Genomic DNA, 16,068 nt, shown 5'->3' on the forward strand with positions numbered 1-16,068 from the left:
CCCCATGGCTGAAGTCCTCGTCTATGTCGACCACGTGGACGGCGCCGTCCGCAAGCCCACCCTCGAACTGCTCACCCTCGCCCGCCGGATCGGCGACCCCGTCGCGGTGCACCTCGGCCCCGGCGCCGACGCCGCGGCCCGAACGCTCGGCGAGTACGGCGCGGTGAAGGTCCTCACCGCCGACGCGCCGGAGTTCGCCGACTATCTCGTCGTGCCGAAGGTCGACGCGCTGCAGGCCGCCGTCGAGGCCGTCTCGCCCGTCGCCGTGCTCGTGCCCTCCTCCGCCGAGGGCAAGGAGATCGCGGGCCGGCTCGCGGTCCGTACCGGCTCGGGCATCGTCACCGACGCCGTCGACCTGGAGGCCGGCGAGTCCGGCCCGGTGGCCACCCAGTCCGTCTTCGCGGCCTCGTACACCACCAAGTCCCGCGTCACCAAGGGCGTTCCGGTCATCACCGTCAAGCCCAACTCCGCAGCCCCCGAGGCGGCCCCGGCCGCCGGCACGGTCGAGCAGCTGGCCGTCTCCTTCGGCGAGGCCGCCACCGGCACCAAGGTCGTCTCCCGCACCCCGCGCGAGTCGACCGGCCGCCCCGAGCTGACCGAGGCCGCGATCGTGGTCTCCGGCGGCCGCGGCGTGGGCGGTGCCGAGAACTTCGCCCTCATCGAGTCCCTGGCCGACTCGCTCGGCGCGGCCGTCGGCGCCTCGCGCGCCGCCGTCGACGCCGGCTGGTACCCGCACACCCACCAGGTCGGCCAGACCGGCAAGTCCGTCTCGCCGCAGCTGTACATCGCGACGGGCATCTCCGGCGCGATCCAGCACCGGGCCGGCATGCAGACGTCGAAGACCATCGTCGCCATCAACAAGGACGCCGAGGCGCCGATCTTCGACCTGGTCGACTACGGCGTGGTGGGCGACCTCTTCGAGGTCGTCCCGCAGCTGACCGAGCAGATCAACGCCCGCAAGGGGTAAGGCCCGTTCACCGGGACGAGGCCCCGTGCGCGCCCGGCGCCGCACGGGGCCTCGCCGTCGCCCCGTACGGGCAACGGGTGTTGACCCCCGGCCCGGGCCGCCGATAACTTCCCTTCACGGATGGTCAATTCCGTCAGGCGGAAGCCGGAGGGTGGGGCATGGAGCAGCACGGCACGGCGGCGACGACCTTCACGGCCGAGGTGCGCCACGGCATCGACACCCTCCTCGCGGACGTCGACGCCGACCTCGCGCGCCGCTACCCGGGCGAGCCCGGCACCCGGCAGCCCGTCCACACCGTCTACGTCCCCGCCGACGCCCTCACCGCGGACACCGTCCGCTCCTGGGGCGAGCAGGCGCTCGCCGCGCTCGACGAACACGCCCCCGACGCGGCCGGGTTCGCGGCCGCGCTCGGCATCCCCGCCGCCCTCGCCGGGCCCGTCCACGAACGCGTACGGGCCAAACTGCGCCGCGAGCCCGTCGAGGACCTGCGCGTCGACTTCGAGGACGGCTACGGGCCCCGCCCCGACGCGGAGGAGGACCGCGCCGCCGCCCGCGCCGCCGAACTCCTCGCCACCGCCTGCCGGGACGGCACCGCGCCCCCCTTCCTCGGCATCCGCATGAAGGGCATGGAGGCCGCCGTCCGTGAGCGCGGCGTGCGCACCCTCGACATCTTCCTCACCAGGCTCATGGCGGCCGGCGGTCTGCCGGAGGGGCTCGTCCTGACCCTCCCCAAGGTCTCCCACGCGCGGCAGGTCACCGCGATGGCGCACCTGGCGGCGGAGTTCGAGAAGGCCCGCGCGCTGCCCGCGGGCCGGATCCGCTTCGAGATCCAGATAGAGACGCCCCAGTCCGTCCTCGGCGCCGACGGGCGCGCCACCGTCGCCCGCATGATCGACGCGGCCGGGGGCCGGGTCACCTCGCTGCACTACGGCACCTTCGACTACAGCGCCGCCCTGGGCGTCGGCGCGGCCCACCAGTCCCTCGCGCACCCGGCGGCCGATCACGCCAAGGCCGTCATGCAGACCGCCGCCGCCGGCACCGGGGTCCGGCTCAGCGACGGATCCGTCAACGTCCTGCCGGTCGGGCCGACCCCGCGGGTGCACCGCGGCTGGCGGCTGCACCACGACCTCGTCCGGCGCTCGCTGGAGCGCGCGTACTACCAGGGCTGGGACATGCACCCGGCCCAACTGCCCTCCCGCTACGCCGCGGTGTACACCTTCCACCGCGAGGGCCTCCAGGCGGCCGCCGCCCGGCTGGCGGCCTACGTGCGCCGGGCCGGTGGAGACGTCCTCGACGAACCGGCGACGGCCCGCGCGCTGAGCGGGCAGCTGCTGCGCGGCCTGGACTGCGGCGCCCTCGACGCCGCGGAGGTCACCGCCCTCACCGGGCTCGACCGGCCCCGCCTCGACGCCCTCGCGGGGCGCGCGCCCGCGGCCTGAATCACCCCCGCGCGGGCGGGAGTTCGCCGGAGCCGCGCGCGATCAGCCGGGTCGGCAGCTCCACCCGGCGCGGCGGTTCGACGACGCCGTCGAGCCGGCGGAACAGCCGCTCCGCCGCCGTGCGCCCCAGCCGGGCCGGGTCCTGGGCGACGACGGTCACGCCCGGGGAGAGCAGGTCGGCGAGCTCCAGGTCGTCGAAGCCGACGAGCGCGACGGGGCGGGCGTGCGCGGCGATGACCCGCACGGCCGTCGCGGTCACCCGGTTGTTGCCGGTGAACAGCGCGGTCACCGGGCGGTCACCGGCGAGCATGCGCCGCGCCTCGGCCCGCACACGCCCGGGTGCCGTGGGGCCGAGTGAGATCCAGGACTCGTCGACGGGCAGCCCCGCGTCCGCCATCGCGGCGCGGTAACCCCGCAGCCGCTCGGCCGCGGTGTGGATGCGCGGCCGGTCGCCGATGAAGCCGATGCGGCGGTGGCCGTGGGCGACGAGGTGGGCCACGCCCTCGTGCGCCCCGCCGAAGCTGTCCGAGAGCACCGCGTCCGCGGATATGCGGCCGGCGGGACGGTCCACGAAGACCGTGGCGATGCCGGCGGCGATCTCCGGTTCCAGATAGCGGTGGTCGTCCCCGGCGGGGACGACGATCAGGCCGTCGACCCGGCGCGCGCACAGGGCGAGCGCCAACTCGCGCTCACGGTCGGGGTCCTCGGCGCTGGAACCGTTGATCAGCAGGGCGCCGTGGGCCCGCGCGACCTCCTCGACCGCCCGGTTGAGCGGGGCGTAGAACGGGTCGGCGAGATCCTCCAGCACCAGCCCGACCGAGGCGGTGCGGCCCTTGCGCAGGATGCGCGCGCTGTCGTTGCGGCGGAACCCCAGCGCGGTGATCGCCTCCTGCACCCGGCGCTCGGTGTCCGCCGTCACGCCGGGCTCCTTGTTGACGACGCGGGAGACGGTCTTCAGGCCCACCCCGGCGCGCGCGGCCACGTCCTTCATCGTCGGCCGGGAGCCGTAACGGCGCTGGGGGCTGCGGGCGGTGTCGGCGGCGTCGGCCACGTGACGTCCTTTGCGATCCGGTGCGCGCTGCGCGGGGGCGGTCGCCGGCGCACGGTGGGCGGGGCGGCGCGCGTCCACGCTGCCCGCGGTGGGCGGGGTGTGCCGGGTGTCGTCGAGCATACGGCCTGGACAACGTTGTCAGCGGCGGGTGAGACTGACGTTCCCACAGCTTTGCGCCGCCTCGTCCGCCGGGGCCCGTCACGGGGGGACCGCCCTGATGCCAGCCGACTCCGCCGCCCTCGTCGCCGCCCTCGACATCGGCGGCACCAAGATCGCCGGGGCGCTGGTGGACGGCCGGGGCGGTCTGCTCGTCCGCGCGCAGCGGCCCACCCCCGCACGGCAGGACGGGGCGGTCGTGATGGCGGCGGTGGCCGACGTGCTGCGGGAGCTGCGCGCGTGCGGGCTCTGGCCGCGCGTCCGGGCGGTGGGCATCGGCAGCGCCGGGCCCGTGGACGCCGCGGCCGGGACGGTCAGTCCGGTCAACGTGCCCGGCTGGCGCGGGTTCCCGCTGATCGCCGAGGTGGGCCGGCGGACGGGCGGGCTGCCCGCGACCCTCGTCGGCGACGGTGTCGCGATGACCGCCGCCGAGCACTGGACCGGCGCGGCCCGGGGACGGGCCAACGCGCTGTGCATGGTGGTGTCCACCGGCGTCGGTGGTGGACTGGTGCTGGGCGGCCGTCTGCACCCGGGACCCACGGGCAACGCCGGGCACATCGGGCACATCAGTGTCGATCTCGACGGGGAACGTTGCGCGTGCGGCGGGCGCGGCTGCGTCGAACGCATCGCCAGCGGCCCGCACATCGCCCGCCGGGCCCTGGACGCCGGCTGGCTTCCCGGACCGGACGGCGACCGCAGCGCGGCGGCCGTCGCGGCCGCGGCGCGCGCCGGGAACGAGCCGGCCCGCGCCGCCTTCGCCCGTGCCGCGCAGGCGCTGGCGGCGGGCATCGCGGCGACGGCGACGCTCGTCGAGATCGAGGTCGCCGTCATCGGCGGCGGAGTGGCGGGGGCGGGCGACGTCCTCTTCGCCCCGCTGCGCGAGCGCCTGCGCGACTACGCCACGCTCTCCTTCGCCTCCGGCGTCGAGGTGCTGCCCGCGCGGCTCGGCTCCGACGCGGGCCTGGTGGGGGCCGCGGCAGCGGCGGCACAGGAACACGGGCTGTGGGGCGCGCTGCCGGGACGGTGAACGGGCGGGAGCCGGAGGGGCGTTCGCGGTGAGCGGTGAGCGGTGAGCGGTGCGAGGGGCGTGCAGGGGGTGCGGCGGGTGCGCGAGGGCGCGGTCGCCGGTGCCGGGTGCGCCTGGTGCGTAACGAAGCGCTGTCCGTCGACCGTACGCGCCGGGGTGCGGGGCGGCGCTGAACCGTGCGAGGGGCGCGGCAAGAGGGTGTGGCGTGCGGTGGCCCTCCGGGCGCCCGGCGGTGCATCATGCCGCTCGCACGCGTTTCCGTGGCAAGGTGTTCCGGGCACGTCACAGGGGTCTACGGAGAAGGGGGCACCGTGATCGTCTGGTTGAACGGCGCGTTCAGTGCGGGGAAGACCAGCACGGCGAAGGAACTGACCGAGCTCATCGCGGACAGCACCCTCTTCGACCCGGAGGTGATCGGTGGAGCGCTGCGGCAGTTGCTCCCGCCGAAGAGACTGGCGGAGGTGACCGACTACCAGGACCTGCCGATCTGGCGGCGGCTCGTGGTGGACGGGGCGGCGGCGCTGCTCGCCGAGGTGGGCGGGGTGCTCGTGGTCCCCATGACGCTGCTGCGGCAGGACTACCGCGACGAGATCTTCGGGGGCCTCGCCGCCCGCCGCATCACGGTGTGCCACGTGGTGCTCACCGCAGACGAAACGATACTGCGCCAACGCGCCGCAACACGCGAGGAGTTCCCGGACGACCCCGGGCGCAGCGCGGCCGTCCGGCGCTGGTCGCTCGACCACCTCGCCCCGTACCAGGAGGCGTTGACCTGGCTGCGCGCCGACGCCTATGTCCTGGACACCGGGCACCTGACACCTCGTCAGGCGGCGGAGCGGGTCGCGAAGGCCGTACGGGACGGCTCCGCCGGGCCCTGCGCGATCGTGCAGACCCCCGAGCCGACGGCGGCCACGCTCGCCGCCGGGGTGCTGCTCTTCGACGAGGAGGACCGGGTGCTGCTCGTCGACCCCACGTACAAGCCGGGCTGGGAGTTCCCTGGCGGCGTCGTCGAGCCCGGCGAGGCGCCCGCCCGGGCCGGCATGCGGGAGGTCGCCGAGGAGATCGGCATCGAACTGCCCACCGTGCCACGGCTGCTGGTCGTCGACTGGGAACCGCCCAAGCCCCCCGGCCACGGCGGGCTGCGCTTCCTCTTCGACGGCGGCCGGCTGGCGGGCGCCGACGCGCGCGGTCTTCTGCTGCCCGGCTCCGAACTGCGCGGCTGGCGCTTCGTCACCGAGGGCGAGGCCGCCGCGCTGCTGCCGCCCGTGCGGCTGAACAGACTGCGATGGGCCCTGCGGGCCCGTGAACTGGGGCGCACCCTGAACCTGGAGGCGGGGGTGCCGGTGGGCTGAGACGCCGCCCCTGCGGTGGCCCGCGCCACGGACATCCGGCCTTCGCGGGCCGGGCCGCCGGGGAAGGAGGACGGACGGCCGGGCCGGGCGCGCGTCCGGATGCTCGCGGTCCCTGGGGCGGCGCGGCGGCGCGCGACCCGCGGACCTGCGGCCCCGGCCGGGCGCGGACGTCCTGCGGGGCGTACGACCGGAGCCCGGGCACACTCCGGCGCCGGGGCCCCTGGAGCGGCGTGGCGTGGCGCGACCTGCGGACCCATGTACCCGCAGCCCCGGCCGGGCGCGGACGTCCCGCCGGGCGCACACACTCCGGCGCCGCGGCCTCGGCCGCCGCCCCCGCCGCCGGGGCCGCGACCGGGGCCCCGGCGACGGGAGGCCGTCGACCGTACGTCAACTCTCCTGTCAGCGCGGGCCGCTCGCGTAGTTGACGAGGAACAGGGCCTCGGCCAGCGAGAGCCGCTCCAGCTCCTGCGGCGAGACGCTCTCGTTGACCGCGTGGATCTGCGCCTCCGGCGCGCTCAGCCCGATCAGCAGGATCTCCGTCTCCGGATAGAGCTGCCCCAGGGTGTTGCACAGCGGGATCGAGCCGCCCATCCCGGCCACCTGCATCTCCTGACCCGGGTACGCGACGCGCATGGCCTCGGCCATCGACGCGTAGGCCGGGCTCCCGGTGTCCGCGCGGAACGCCTGCCCCTGGCCGACCTGTTCGGCCTCCACCCGCGCGCCCCAGGGCGCGGCCGCCTTCAGATGGGCGAGGAGCAGCGCCGTGGCCTCGGCCGCGTCCTGGCCCGGCGGTACCCGCAGGCTGATCAGGGCCGCCGCGTGCGCGTGCACGGACGGGGTGGCGCCCACGACCGGCGGGCAGTCGATGCCGAGCACGGTGACGGCCGGGCGGGCCCACAGCCGGTCGGCCACCGTGCCGGAGCCGATCAGCCCGACGCCGTCGAGCACCTTGGCGTCCTCGCGGAACTGCTCCTCCGGATACTGCAGCCCCTGCCAACTGCCCTGCGCCGCGAGTCCGTCGACCGTGGTCGAGCCGTCCTCGGCGCGCAGCGAGTCCAGGACGCGGATCAGGGCCGCGAGGGCGTCCGGCGCCGCACCCCCGAACTGGCCGGAGTGCAGGTTGCCCCGCAGCGTGTCCACCCGGACGCGGACCAGCGTCATGCCCCGCAGCGTGGCCGTGACGGTCGGCAGCCCCTCCCGGAAGTTGCCGGCGTCGCCGATGAGGATGGCGTCGGCGGTCAGCAGCTCGGGGTGGCTCTCGGCGTGCCGCTCCAGGCCGCCCGTGCCCTGCTCCTCCGAACCCTCCACGATCACCTTCACGTTGACCGGGACGCCGCCGTGCTCCTTCAGCGCGCGCAGCGCCGTCAGATGCATGATCACGCCGCCCTTGCAGTCGGCGGTGCCGCGTCCGTACCAGCGGCCGTCGCGCTCCGTCAGCTCGAACGGCGGTGAGATCCAGGCGGCTTCGTCCAGCGGCGGCTGCACGTCGTAGTGCGCGTAGAGCAGCACGGTGGGCGCACCGGCCGGGCCCGGCAGGAAGCCGTAGACCGAGCGCGTGCCGTCGGGGGTGTCCAGCAGGGCCACGTCCGAGAAGCCCTCGGCCCGCAGTGCCGCGGCCACCCAGTCCGCCGCCGCCTCGCACTCGCTCCGGGGGAACTGCGCCTCGTCCGCGACGGACTTGAAGGCCACCAGCTCGCTCAGCTCGCTCTTCGCGCGGGGCTGCAGCGACGCGACGGTCTCCGCGAGGGCCGCCGGGTCGGGCCGGTGCGGACGGGCCGGGGACTCTTCCATGGAACGCTCCTTGTGGGCGCGACGTTATGTCCGGGTGGACGGGGGAATGCGACCTCGATCCTGCCACGGCCCGCCCGCACCCCACCCATGCGGCCCCGCGGCCCCACGTCCCGCCGCAGGGCCGTACGGCCGCGGGCCGTAGGATGCGGCGGTAGCCGGAGCCGGTGAGCGAGCGGGAGTAGAAGCACAGGTGAGCAGCGAGAACGCAGGCCGGGACGCGGCCGGGAGCACCGAGCCCGTATGGGACGTCATCGTGGTGGGCGCCGGGCCCGCGGGCTCCTCGGCCGCCCGTGCCGCGGCCGCGGCGGGCCGCCGGGTGCTGCTGCTGGAGAAGTCCGGGCTGCCGCGTTACAAGACATGCGGTGGCGGCATCATCGGCCCCTCGCGCGATGCCCTGCCCCCCGGTTTCGCGCTGCCCCTGCGCGAGCGGGTGCACGCGGTCACCTTCTCCCTCGACGGCCGTCTCGTGCGCACCCGCCGCTCCCGGCGGATGCTCTTCGGGCTCGTCAACCGGGCCGAGTTCGACGCCGCCTTGGTCGAGGCCGCGCAGCAGGCGGGCGCGGAGGTGCGTACGGGCGTGACCGTCTCGCGCGTCGAGCAGCACGGCCCGGCCGTGCCGGACCGGCGCACCGTCGCCGTCGTGCTCGGTGACGGCACGACCCTGCTCGCCCGCGCCGTCGTCGGCGCCGACGGCAGCGCCGGCCGCATAGGAGCACACGTCGGCGTCAAGCTCGACCAGGTCGACCTCGGGCTGGAGGCCGAGATCCCGGTGCCGCCGACGGTCGCCGAGGACTGGGCGGGCCGGGTGCTCATCGACTGGGGCCCCATCCCCGGCAGTTACGGCTGGGTCTTCCCCAAGGGGGACACCCTGACCGTGGGTGTGATCTCGGCCCGCGGCGACGGCGCCGCCACCAAGCGCTACCTCCAGGACTTCATCGCCCGCCTCGGTCTCGCCGGATTCGAGCCCAGCATCTCCTCCGGGCACCTGACCCGCTGCCGCGCCGACGACTCGCCGCTCTCCCGCGGCCGGGTCATCGTCTGCGGCGACGCGGCCGGACTGCTGGAGCCGTGGACCCGCGAGGGCATCTCCTACGCCCTGCGCTCGGGACGTCTGGCGGGGGAGTGGGCCGTGCGCATCGGCGAGGCGCAGGACGCGGTCGACGCCCGCAGGCAGGCGCTCAACTACGCCTTCGCCGTCAAGGCCGGTCTCGGCGTGGAGATGGGTGCCGGACGCCGCATGCTCGCCTTCTACCAGCGCCGCCCCGGGCTGGTGCACGCGGCGCTCACCGGCTTCCCGCCCGCGTGGAAGGCGTTCGTGAACATCACGCGCGGTGCGACGACGATCGCCGAGATCGTCCGCAGCCACGCGATGGCCCGGCGCGTCCTGGGGGCGATGGACAAGCGGTGACACCGGCCGGGCCGACCGCACGGCCCCGAGCCGCCGACGCCGGCCCCGGTGCCTGCCGTGCCGGGACCGGCGTCAGCCGTCGACGGCTATCCGGAAGACCGGGTGCCGCGGCGCGATGCGACGCAGCTCGGCCTCCCCGGACCGCGCGCTCACCCCGTCGAAGAACCGTCCGACCTCCCAGCCCCAGCGGCGCAGATAGGCCCGCAGCACCGGCGGCTTCTCCTCGTCGCGCAGCTCCTCGGCCCTGAACGGCCGGACCCCGCGCCCCAGTCGGAGCCGGCCGGCGCCCGCGGCCCGGAGATTGCGCGCCCACTGGGACTCCCCGCGCACCGAGACCAGGAAGCGCTCGCCGCCCAGATCGAGCGGATTGACCGGCACCGGCCGCCACTCGCCGGTGCCGCGCCCCCGCACCTGCAACTCCTGGGTCCCGGCGAGGCTCAGCCCGTACCGCGCGAGGCGGCCGACCGTGCCGTGGACGAGCCGGGCCTCCAGCCGCCCGGGCTCGATGTAGTGCGCCATGACTGCCCCCGTTCGGAATGAGAGCGGTGCTCTCGTCTGAGATCAGTGTGCTCGCTTCCGGCCCGTCGCGCAAGAGCAGCGCTCTCTTTTCTGGTCGATGCTCCCGCGCGCTGGCAGACTGGGACCCATGAGTGCGATCCGAGGAGCCAGGGAGCGGGCCCGCAGCGAAATCACCGCGGCCATCAAGGAGGAGGCGCGCCGTCAGCTCGCCGAGGAGGGCGCCGCCAAACTGTCCCTGCGCGCCGTGGCCCGTGAGCTCGGCATGGTCTCCTCCGCGCTCTACCGCTACTTCCCGAGCCGCGACGACCTCCTGACGGCGCTCATCGTCGACGCCTACGACGCGGTGGGCGCCGCCGCCGAGCGCGCCCTCGCCGACATCGGCCCGGCCGAGCCCGCGGTCCGCTGGACGGCCGTCTGCCGGGCCGTCCGTACGTGGGCGCTCGCGCACCCCCACGAGTACGCCCTCATCTACGGCACGCCCGTGCCCGGATACACCGCGCCGCTGACGACCGTAGAGCCCGCCGGCCGGGTGGCGCTGGCCCTTGTCGCGATCACCCGGGACGCCCACGCGGCGGGCAGGCTGCGGACCCCGAGGCCGGATTCCCTGCCGCCCACCGTGCACACCGATGTCGAGCGGCTCGCCGCGCAGTTCGCGCCCGGGCTGCCGGCCCCGGCCACGGCCGCGCTCGTCGCCGCCTGGGCCCAGCTCTTCGGGCTCATCGGCTTCGAGCTGTTCGGGCAGTTCAACCAGGTGGTGGAGGCGCGGGAGGCCTTCTTCGCGCACGCCGTGCGCGGCCTGGCGCAGCAGATAGGGCTCCCCGCCGAGGGGGAGGAGCAGCAGGGGGAGAGGCAAGCGGCCGGCTCGCGGGACTGACGCCGGTCCGGCCGACGCCCGCCCCGGCCCTTTCAGAACAGCGCGTCCGGTCCGGCCGGCTCCGCTCTCCGCACGTCGATCGTCGTCACGGCCCCCGGCGCCGCCGGGAGCAGGGGCCATCCGGCGAGCCGCCGGCCGTCGAGGAGCACCTGCCGCCCGTCCGCCAGGTCCAGATACGCGTCGGGCCCGGCCACGGCCGCCACCCGGCCCGAAACCGTTCGCCCCGGGGCCGGTTCGGCCACCTGGCAGTCCGGGCGCAGCCGGTCGAGGCGGTACACGGCGTCGTGGTGCACCGGCTGGAAGTCCCGCAGGGCGAGGGACTCGGGCAGGGTGCCGAGGGCCCGCGCCCGCCCGTGGAGCGCGGCGAGCTCCGCCGTGCGCTGCTCCCGGGGCGCGGCCGGATGCCGGGCGGCACGCTTGACCGCGTACGGGAAGCGGTCCGGGACCGCGAGCGCGGCGCCCAGCACCGCCTCCGCCCGGCGGGCCGCCATCAGCGGGCCGCGTCCGAGCAACGCCGAGGACAGCGCGGCCTGTTCGAGCAGCCGCGTCCCCTCGCGCTCGGCCGCCGTGATGCCCACCTTGAGCAGACCCGGGCCGAACCAGGCCAGATACACGTCGTACGGGCGGGGGTCGTCGGCGGCGGTGTCCGCGGCCACCGAGCGGGACCGGTCCAGCCGGGCGCACTGCGGGCACTGCGCGGACACGGCCGCCCCCGGTATCCGGGCGTCCGCCGGACACGGGGTGTGCCGGCCGCCCCGCCGCACCCCCGCACACCGGCGGACGGCGCCGATGGTGAACGCCACCTGCCGCTCGGGGAGCAGGGCGGACAGCCGCTCCCCGTGGACCGGGCGCAGCCACAGCAGCGCGGGGCCGCAGCGCTGCCAACGCACCCCGCCGCACTGCCAGTCGGCCCGTTCCACGGCTGCTCCCTTTCCCTCCGTCATCTCCTGATGCATCGTCAGATCGCGGACGGCTCCCGCCACAGCCGGGCCACCGCCGCGTCGCCCGCGACCGTCACCGACGTCTGCGGCAGCCTGTTCCACGCCGTCAGATACAGCTCCGACGCCGTACCGGAGAGCTCGCAGTCGGCCGCCCCCCGGTCCGTACGCTCCACGCGGGGCGGTGCGTCCGAGAGGCGGACCGTCCACACCGCGCCCGAGTCCGTGGCCCGCAGCCGCAGCGTGCGCGGCGGCGCCGCGCGCACCTTGCCGGCCTCCAGCGCGTGGAAAGCCAGCAGCTCGTCCAGCCCGTCGGCGGCGAAGCCGGGGTCCACGGGCGAGAGACCGGCCCCGAGCGCGGCCTCGGCGTCCGCGCGGTGCACGGTCGTCTCATGGGCCTGCCGCCGCGCCCAGAAGGCGCGCGGCGAGGGCGCGTCGAGGAAGGTCCAGCACTCCAGGCCCGCTTCGGCGGCGGTCAGCGCCTCGACCAGGGCGCGGTGGCCGTCGCGGTACCAGGAGACCAGGGCGCCGCCGTCGAGCCCGGGGTCGTCCGGAAGGGGCTCCGGGGCCGTGCGCGACTCCGTGACGTACCGGGCCGCCCAGCGGTGCACCCGCCCCGTGTGCGAGAGCAGCTCCCGCACCCGCCACCGCGGACACGTCGGCACGGCGGCGTCGAGCCCGGCCCGCACGGCCGCGTCGGCCAGCAGCGCGCCTTCGCGGTCGAGCGCTTCGATGTGCTCGGCAATCTCCATGCCCCGAGTCTGGCAGCCGTCACTGACACGCGCCGTGCGGGGCAGGGCGGTTCAGCCCGCCCCGGTGGCGCGTTCCACGAGCCCGCGGGTGGCGAGCGCGATCACCGCGGCGAGCGCCGCGAGCCCCGCGACCGTCGTCAGGGCGATCGGCAGGGAGAGCCCGTCCGCGAGCAAGCCGATCGCCGGCGGGCCCAGCAGCATGCCGCCGTAGCCGAGGGTCGACGCGGCCGCGACCCCGCCCGGTCCCGCCAGTTCGCCCGCCCGGCCGACCGCGACGGGGAAGAGGTTGGCCAGTCCCAGCCCCGTGACGGCGAAGCCGAGGAACGCCGCCCACACCGTGGGAGCGAGCGCGCCGAGCAGCATGCCCGCCGCGGCGGTCGCCCCGCCCGCCGCCAACGCCCGCGTCTGCCCGAGCCGTTCGAGCAGCAGGGTGCCCGTCAGCCGCCCGACGGTCATGGCGAGCGCGAACGCGCAGTAGCCCACGGCCGCGACGCCCGCGCGTGCCCCGAGGTCCTGGCTCAGATGCAGCGCGCCCCAGTCGGCGAGCGCCCCCTCCCCGTAGGCCGTGCAGAGCGCGATCAGCCCGAACACCGCCACCAGCAGCCGGTGCCGGGGCCGTCCGTCGCCGCCGGGGCCGCCGGGGTCCGTACTCCGCCGGGGCCGTGTGTCCCGGGCCGTCAGCAGGGCCGGACCCGCCGCCGCGACGGCGGTGAGTCCCACGACGGTCAGGAGCAGCAGATGCCACCCGGGTGCCAGCGCCCCGGCCACCAGCCCGCCGAGGCCGGCACCGAGCATCCCGCCGAGGCTGAACGCCGCGTGGAAACCGGGCATCACGGGACGGCGCAACGCCGCGACGAGGTCCACGGCCGCGCTGTTCATGGCGACGTTGATACCGCCGTAGGCGGCGCCGAAGACGAGCAGGACCAGACCGAGGGAGAGCGCGGAGCGCGCCAGCGCGGGCAGAACGATCCCCAGCGACAGCAGCGCCCCGGCCACGACGGTCACGCGCGGGCTGCCGAACCTGTCGCACAGCCGGCCGGTGACCGTCATCGTGGCGACGGCCCCCGCCGACACGCCGAGCAGGGCCAGCCCGAGGGCCCCGGAGGACGCCCCGGTCTGCTCCTTGATCGCGGGGATGCGGACGACCCAGCCGGCGAAGAGGAAGCCGTCGAGGGCGAAGAAGACGGTCAGCGCGGTGCGGAGGCGGCGCAGGGCGGGAGCGGGCGCGCCCGCCCGCGGCGGCCCGGGCGTGGCACTCCGTGTTTTGTTTAGCGTCGGCACAAAGTGAGAATAGGGGCGTGACCCAGACTCGGACAACACGTTTGGAGCGCGGCCGCAGCGCTCTGGGGCCGGCCTTGGAGCTCGTGCACACCGGACGCGCCCCCACGCGCGCCGTGCTCACCGCCGAACTCGGCGTGACCCGGGCGACCGCCGGGGCCGTCGCCGCCGAGCTGGAGGCCCTCGGCCTGATCCAGGTCGACTCCCATCCGGCGGCCGCGGGCTCCCAGGGCCGCCCCTCGCACCGGCTCGCCGTCGCGCCGAACGGACCGGTGGTCCTCGCCGCGCAGATCCACGCCGACGGTTTCCGCGCCGCCCTCGTCGGCCTCGGAGGCCGGATGGTCGCCACCGCCCCCGGCTGTATGCCCGTCCCCGCCGATCCCTCGCACATCATCGACGCCGTGGTCGAGGCGGGCGCCACCCTGCTGCGCGAGACCGGCCGCAGCTGTCTGGGCGCCGGGCTCGCCGTGCCCTCGGCCGTCGCCGAACCGGACGGCACCGCCCTGAACCCCCTGCACCTGTCCTGGCCCGTCGGCTCCCCGGTGCGCGCGCTGTTCGCGCAGTCCGTCGCGAAGGCGGGCGTCACCGGCCCCGACGGCTCGCCGGTCACCGCGGTCACGGGCAACGACGTCAACCTCGCGGCCCTCGCCGAGCACCGGCACGGCGCCGGCCGGGGCGCCCGGCACCTGCTGTGCGTGGCCACCGGCCACCGCGGCGTCGGCGGCGCGCTCGTCCTCGACGGGCGGGTGCACAGCGGCAGTTCGGGCCTGGCCCTGGAGGTCGGGCACCTCACCGTCAACCCGGCGGGCCTGCCCTGCCACTGCGGCAGCCGCGGCTGCCTGGACGTCGAGGCCGATCCCCTCGCCTTCCTCGCGGCGGCCGGCCGCACCCCGGACCCGGAGGGATCGCTGCTGCGGCAGTCCCGCGACCTGCTGCGCACGCGGTACGCGGACCCCTCCGTGCGGTCCGCCGCCGAGTCGCTCATCGACCGGCTCGGCCTGGGGCTCGCCGGACTGGTCAACATCCTCAACCCGGACCGCATCATCCTCGGGGGTCTCCACCGCGAGCTGCTGGACGCCGACCCCGAGCGGCTGCGCGCCGTCGTCGCCGACCGCAGCCTGTGGGGGCGCAGCGGCAGCGTCCCGATCCTGCCCTGCACGCTCGACCACAACAGTCTGATCGGGGCCGCGGAAGCGGCCTGGCAGCCCGTGCTCGACGACCCGCTGGCCGCGTTCGGCTGACACCCGTTTTCTTGGGGTACGCGTGCGCGCACGCGTACCCCAAGAAAACGGCGGGGAGTCGCGCGCCGCAGCCCGTCGGCGAGGAGGTCAGCCGGCTACGGCCGAACGGACCGGGGAGAGCTCGTGGTCCGCCGCCGGCTCCCTGAACGGCCCCTCCGGCGGAGGCAGTTGCACGGAGGGCGGTTCGAAGGTGACGGAGGTCCGGTCGATCCGCACCGGCCGGGGGGCCGTGAACGGGGCGATGCTCCTGGGGACGGACAGGGTGAACCAGACGACCTTGCCGCCGTCGTGGCGCTCCTGCACGCCCCAGGCCGCGCTCACTGCCGCGACCAGGGCCAGTCCCCGGCCGTGGGTGCTGCCGGCGGAGACCTCGCCGACGCGGGGCAGCCGGGGGTCGTGGTCGCGCACCGAGACCGTGAGCCGGTCCAGTACGAGGTCGATCTCCACCGTGCAGCGCTTGTCCGGCTCCGCGTGCCGGTGCACATTGGTCAACAGCTCGGTGACGCCGAGCGCCGCGGGGTCGATGAGCGGATCGAGATGCCAGTAGCGCAACTGCGCCGATACGATTCTGCGGACCTGGCCGATCCGCGGGGGGAGGGCCTGGAGCTCCACGGTGCAGTGCTTGTTCGGTCGGCTGATCACGGCTGCGACTCCCTGAAGAAGTAGGGCTGGCCTGACGCAGGCAGGCGTTCTGACACGCGCTGAGTCCGGAACCGGTGCCAGGGACCGCCGGCCCGGCGGACGGCCGGAGCCCCGGATCCGGAGCGTAGTCACCCGTGAACTCTCGGTGATGCTGGTACAGGTCAAGGGTCGGGCCGCACGGCCACAGGCGCAACTCCGGCGGTCATCGGCCCCCCGTGCGGTCCCCCCGCGCGGAACGCACCGCCCGCAGGAAGCCGCGCACGGCATCCTCCCCGCCCGCGCCCTCGGCCCCGCCGTCCGCGCCGCCCCACGTCAGCACGTAGCGCGTGCCGTTGAGGGTCGCCCGCGCCCGGTCACGGGCGGCGAACCACGGCTTGCCGGCCTGGACCGAGGCCAGCGGAGCGCTGTCGATCTCCCGCCCGTAACTGGTGAGCAGCTCCAGCCGGCCGTCCCTGATCTTCACCTGGCCGGCCCGGGTGAGGGAACGCAGGGACCGCTCGATGCGCACCCCGGTCGCGTTGAACTCCGGCTCCGCCACGACAACCGCCTCCCCGGCCGAATCGTGTGCCTGCTGCGCAGTCTGCCTGTGCGGAGGCCCGGACACCAGTGCCCCTTTATGATCGAAACGTCCGCACC

Annotated in this window: 15 protein-coding genes; 7 read left to right on the forward strand and 8 right to left on the reverse strand. The window is 75.8% G+C overall.

The genetic code is table 11. The features are described from left to right. The first annotated feature begins 4 nt into the window (after positions 1–4). Both ACFP1Z_RS15475 and ACFP1Z_RS15480 read left to right on the forward strand, forming a co-directional pair. The gene (locus ACFP1Z_RS15475; RefSeq protein WP_390316873.1) at positions 5–967 is read left to right on the forward strand and encodes an electron transfer flavoprotein subunit alpha/FixB family protein; all 963 of its coding nucleotides are present in this window, start codon (positions 5–7) and stop codon (positions 965–967) included. A gap of 158 nt (positions 968–1,125) precedes the next feature. Then, the gene (locus ACFP1Z_RS15480; RefSeq protein ID WP_390316874.1) at positions 1,126–2,406 is read left to right on the forward strand and encodes a DUF6986 family protein; all 1,281 of its coding nucleotides are present in this window, start codon (positions 1,126–1,128) and stop codon (positions 2,404–2,406) included. Between the two features lies 1 nt (position 2,407). On the opposite strand, the gene ACFP1Z_RS15485 is transcribed toward ACFP1Z_RS15480, so the two are convergent. Further along, positions 2,408–3,397, reverse strand: a complete 990-nt coding sequence (locus ACFP1Z_RS15485) for a LacI family DNA-binding transcriptional regulator (RefSeq protein WP_390317033.1) — start codon at positions 3,395–3,397, stop codon at positions 2,408–2,410. Between the two features lie 277 nt (positions 3,398–3,674). Here ACFP1Z_RS15485 and ACFP1Z_RS15490 point away from each other — a divergent pair, with 277 nt between their 5' ends. Next, a complete protein-coding gene (locus ACFP1Z_RS15490) occupies positions 3,675–4,640 on the forward strand; it encodes an ROK family protein (protein WP_390316875.1) in 966 nt (321 codons plus the stop codon). Between the two features lie 311 nt (positions 4,641–4,951). Next, on the forward strand, positions 4,952–5,989 hold the full coding sequence (locus tag ACFP1Z_RS15495) for an NUDIX hydrolase (RefSeq protein WP_390316876.1): 1,038 nt from the start codon (positions 4,952–4,954) through the stop codon (positions 5,987–5,989). Positions 5,990–6,388: 399 nt separating this feature from the next. Here ACFP1Z_RS15495 and ACFP1Z_RS15500 read toward each other — a convergent pair whose 3' ends face one another. Then, positions 6,389–7,780, reverse strand: a complete 1,392-nt coding sequence (locus ACFP1Z_RS15500) for a dipeptidase (RefSeq protein ID WP_390316877.1) — start codon at positions 7,778–7,780, stop codon at positions 6,389–6,391. A 190-nt stretch (positions 7,781–7,970) separates the two neighbouring features. On the opposite strand from ACFP1Z_RS15500, the gene ACFP1Z_RS15505 reads away from it, so the two are divergent. Then, the gene (locus ACFP1Z_RS15505; RefSeq protein ID WP_390316878.1) at positions 7,971–9,188 is read left to right on the forward strand and encodes a geranylgeranyl reductase family protein; all 1,218 of its coding nucleotides are present in this window, start codon (positions 7,971–7,973) and stop codon (positions 9,186–9,188) included. Positions 9,189–9,260: 72 nt separating this feature from the next. Here the strand turns inward: ACFP1Z_RS15505 and ACFP1Z_RS15510 are convergent, their stop codons facing one another. Next, positions 9,261–9,707, reverse strand: a complete 447-nt coding sequence (locus tag ACFP1Z_RS15510) for a nitroreductase/quinone reductase family protein (RefSeq protein ID WP_390316879.1) — start codon at positions 9,705–9,707, stop codon at positions 9,261–9,263. 127 nt (positions 9,708–9,834) lie between these two features. Between ACFP1Z_RS15510 and ACFP1Z_RS15515 the strand changes: the two genes are divergently transcribed. After that, positions 9,835–10,581 (forward strand): TetR/AcrR family transcriptional regulator, encoded by a 747-nt coding sequence (locus tag ACFP1Z_RS15515; protein ID WP_390316880.1) that lies wholly within the window; start codon positions 9,835–9,837, stop codon positions 10,579–10,581. 32 nt (positions 10,582–10,613) lie between these two features. Here the strand turns inward: ACFP1Z_RS15515 and ACFP1Z_RS15520 are convergent, their stop codons facing one another. From ACFP1Z_RS15520 to ACFP1Z_RS15530, 3 genes are read right to left on the reverse strand one after another with little or no spacing between them, the layout of a single operon-like run. Next, positions 10,614–11,525, reverse strand: coding sequence for a DUF2797 domain-containing protein (locus ACFP1Z_RS15520; RefSeq protein WP_390316881.1), 912 nt, complete (start codon positions 11,523–11,525; stop codon positions 10,614–10,616). A 14-nt stretch (positions 11,526–11,539) separates the two neighbouring features. Further along, complete coding sequence (locus tag ACFP1Z_RS15525) at positions 11,540–12,271, reverse strand: maleylpyruvate isomerase family mycothiol-dependent enzyme (protein ID WP_390316882.1); 732 nt, start codon at positions 12,269–12,271, stop codon at positions 11,540–11,542. Positions 12,272–12,322: 51 nt separating this feature from the next. Continuing rightward, positions 12,323–13,552: an MFS transporter gene (locus ACFP1Z_RS15530; protein WP_390316883.1), complete on the reverse strand. Its 1,230-nt coding sequence runs from the start codon at positions 13,550–13,552 to the stop codon at positions 12,323–12,325. Positions 13,553–13,569: 17 nt separating this feature from the next. Between ACFP1Z_RS15530 and ACFP1Z_RS15535 the strand changes: the two genes are divergently transcribed. After that, positions 13,570–14,790, forward strand: coding sequence for an ROK family protein (locus tag ACFP1Z_RS15535; protein WP_390316884.1), 1,221 nt, complete (start codon positions 13,570–13,572; stop codon positions 14,788–14,790). Between the two features lie 87 nt (positions 14,791–14,877). Here ACFP1Z_RS15535 and ACFP1Z_RS15540 read toward each other — a convergent pair whose 3' ends face one another. Continuing rightward, positions 14,878–15,432 (reverse strand): ATP-binding protein, encoded by a 555-nt coding sequence (locus tag ACFP1Z_RS15540; RefSeq protein ID WP_390316885.1) that lies wholly within the window; start codon positions 15,430–15,432, stop codon positions 14,878–14,880. Between the two features lie 202 nt (positions 15,433–15,634). After that, complete coding sequence (locus ACFP1Z_RS15545; protein ID WP_390316886.1) at positions 15,635–15,970, reverse strand: hypothetical protein; 336 nt, start codon at positions 15,968–15,970, stop codon at positions 15,635–15,637. Between the last annotated feature and the right edge of the window lie 98 nt (positions 15,971–16,068).

This window comes from Streptomyces gamaensis, assembly GCF_042656465.1.
Classification (GTDB): Bacteria; Actinomycetota; Actinomycetes; order Streptomycetales; family Streptomycetaceae; genus Streptomyces; species Streptomyces gamaensis.

Excerpts from the sequence above, each read along its gene's own strand:
- ACFP1Z_RS15475 (WP_390316873.1), top strand. The coding sequence starts at position 5 with ATGGCTGAAGTCCTCGTCTATGTCGACCACGTGGACGGCGCCGTCCGC.
- ACFP1Z_RS15480 (WP_390316874.1), top strand. The coding sequence starts at position 1,126 with ATGGAGCAGCACGGCACGGCGGCGACGACCTTCACGGCCGAGGTGCGC.
- ACFP1Z_RS15485 (WP_390317033.1), bottom strand. The coding sequence starts at position 3,397 with ATGAAGGACGTGGCCGCGCGCGCCGGGGTGGGCCTGAAGACCGTCTCC.
- ACFP1Z_RS15490 (WP_390316875.1), top strand. The coding sequence starts at position 3,675 with ATGCCAGCCGACTCCGCCGCCCTCGTCGCCGCCCTCGACATCGGCGGC.
- ACFP1Z_RS15500 (WP_390316877.1), bottom strand. The coding sequence starts at position 7,780 with ATGGAAGAGTCCCCGGCCCGTCCGCACCGGCCCGACCCGGCGGCCCTC.
- ACFP1Z_RS15510 (WP_390316879.1), bottom strand. The coding sequence starts at position 9,707 with ATGGCGCACTACATCGAGCCCGGGCGGCTGGAGGCCCGGCTCGTCCAC.
- ACFP1Z_RS15515 (WP_390316880.1), top strand. The coding sequence starts at position 9,835 with ATGAGTGCGATCCGAGGAGCCAGGGAGCGGGCCCGCAGCGAAATCACC.
- ACFP1Z_RS15520 (WP_390316881.1), bottom strand. The coding sequence starts at position 11,525 with ATGACGGAGGGAAAGGGAGCAGCCGTGGAACGGGCCGACTGGCAGTGC.
- ACFP1Z_RS15525 (WP_390316882.1), bottom strand. The coding sequence starts at position 12,271 with ATGGAGATTGCCGAGCACATCGAAGCGCTCGACCGCGAAGGCGCGCTG.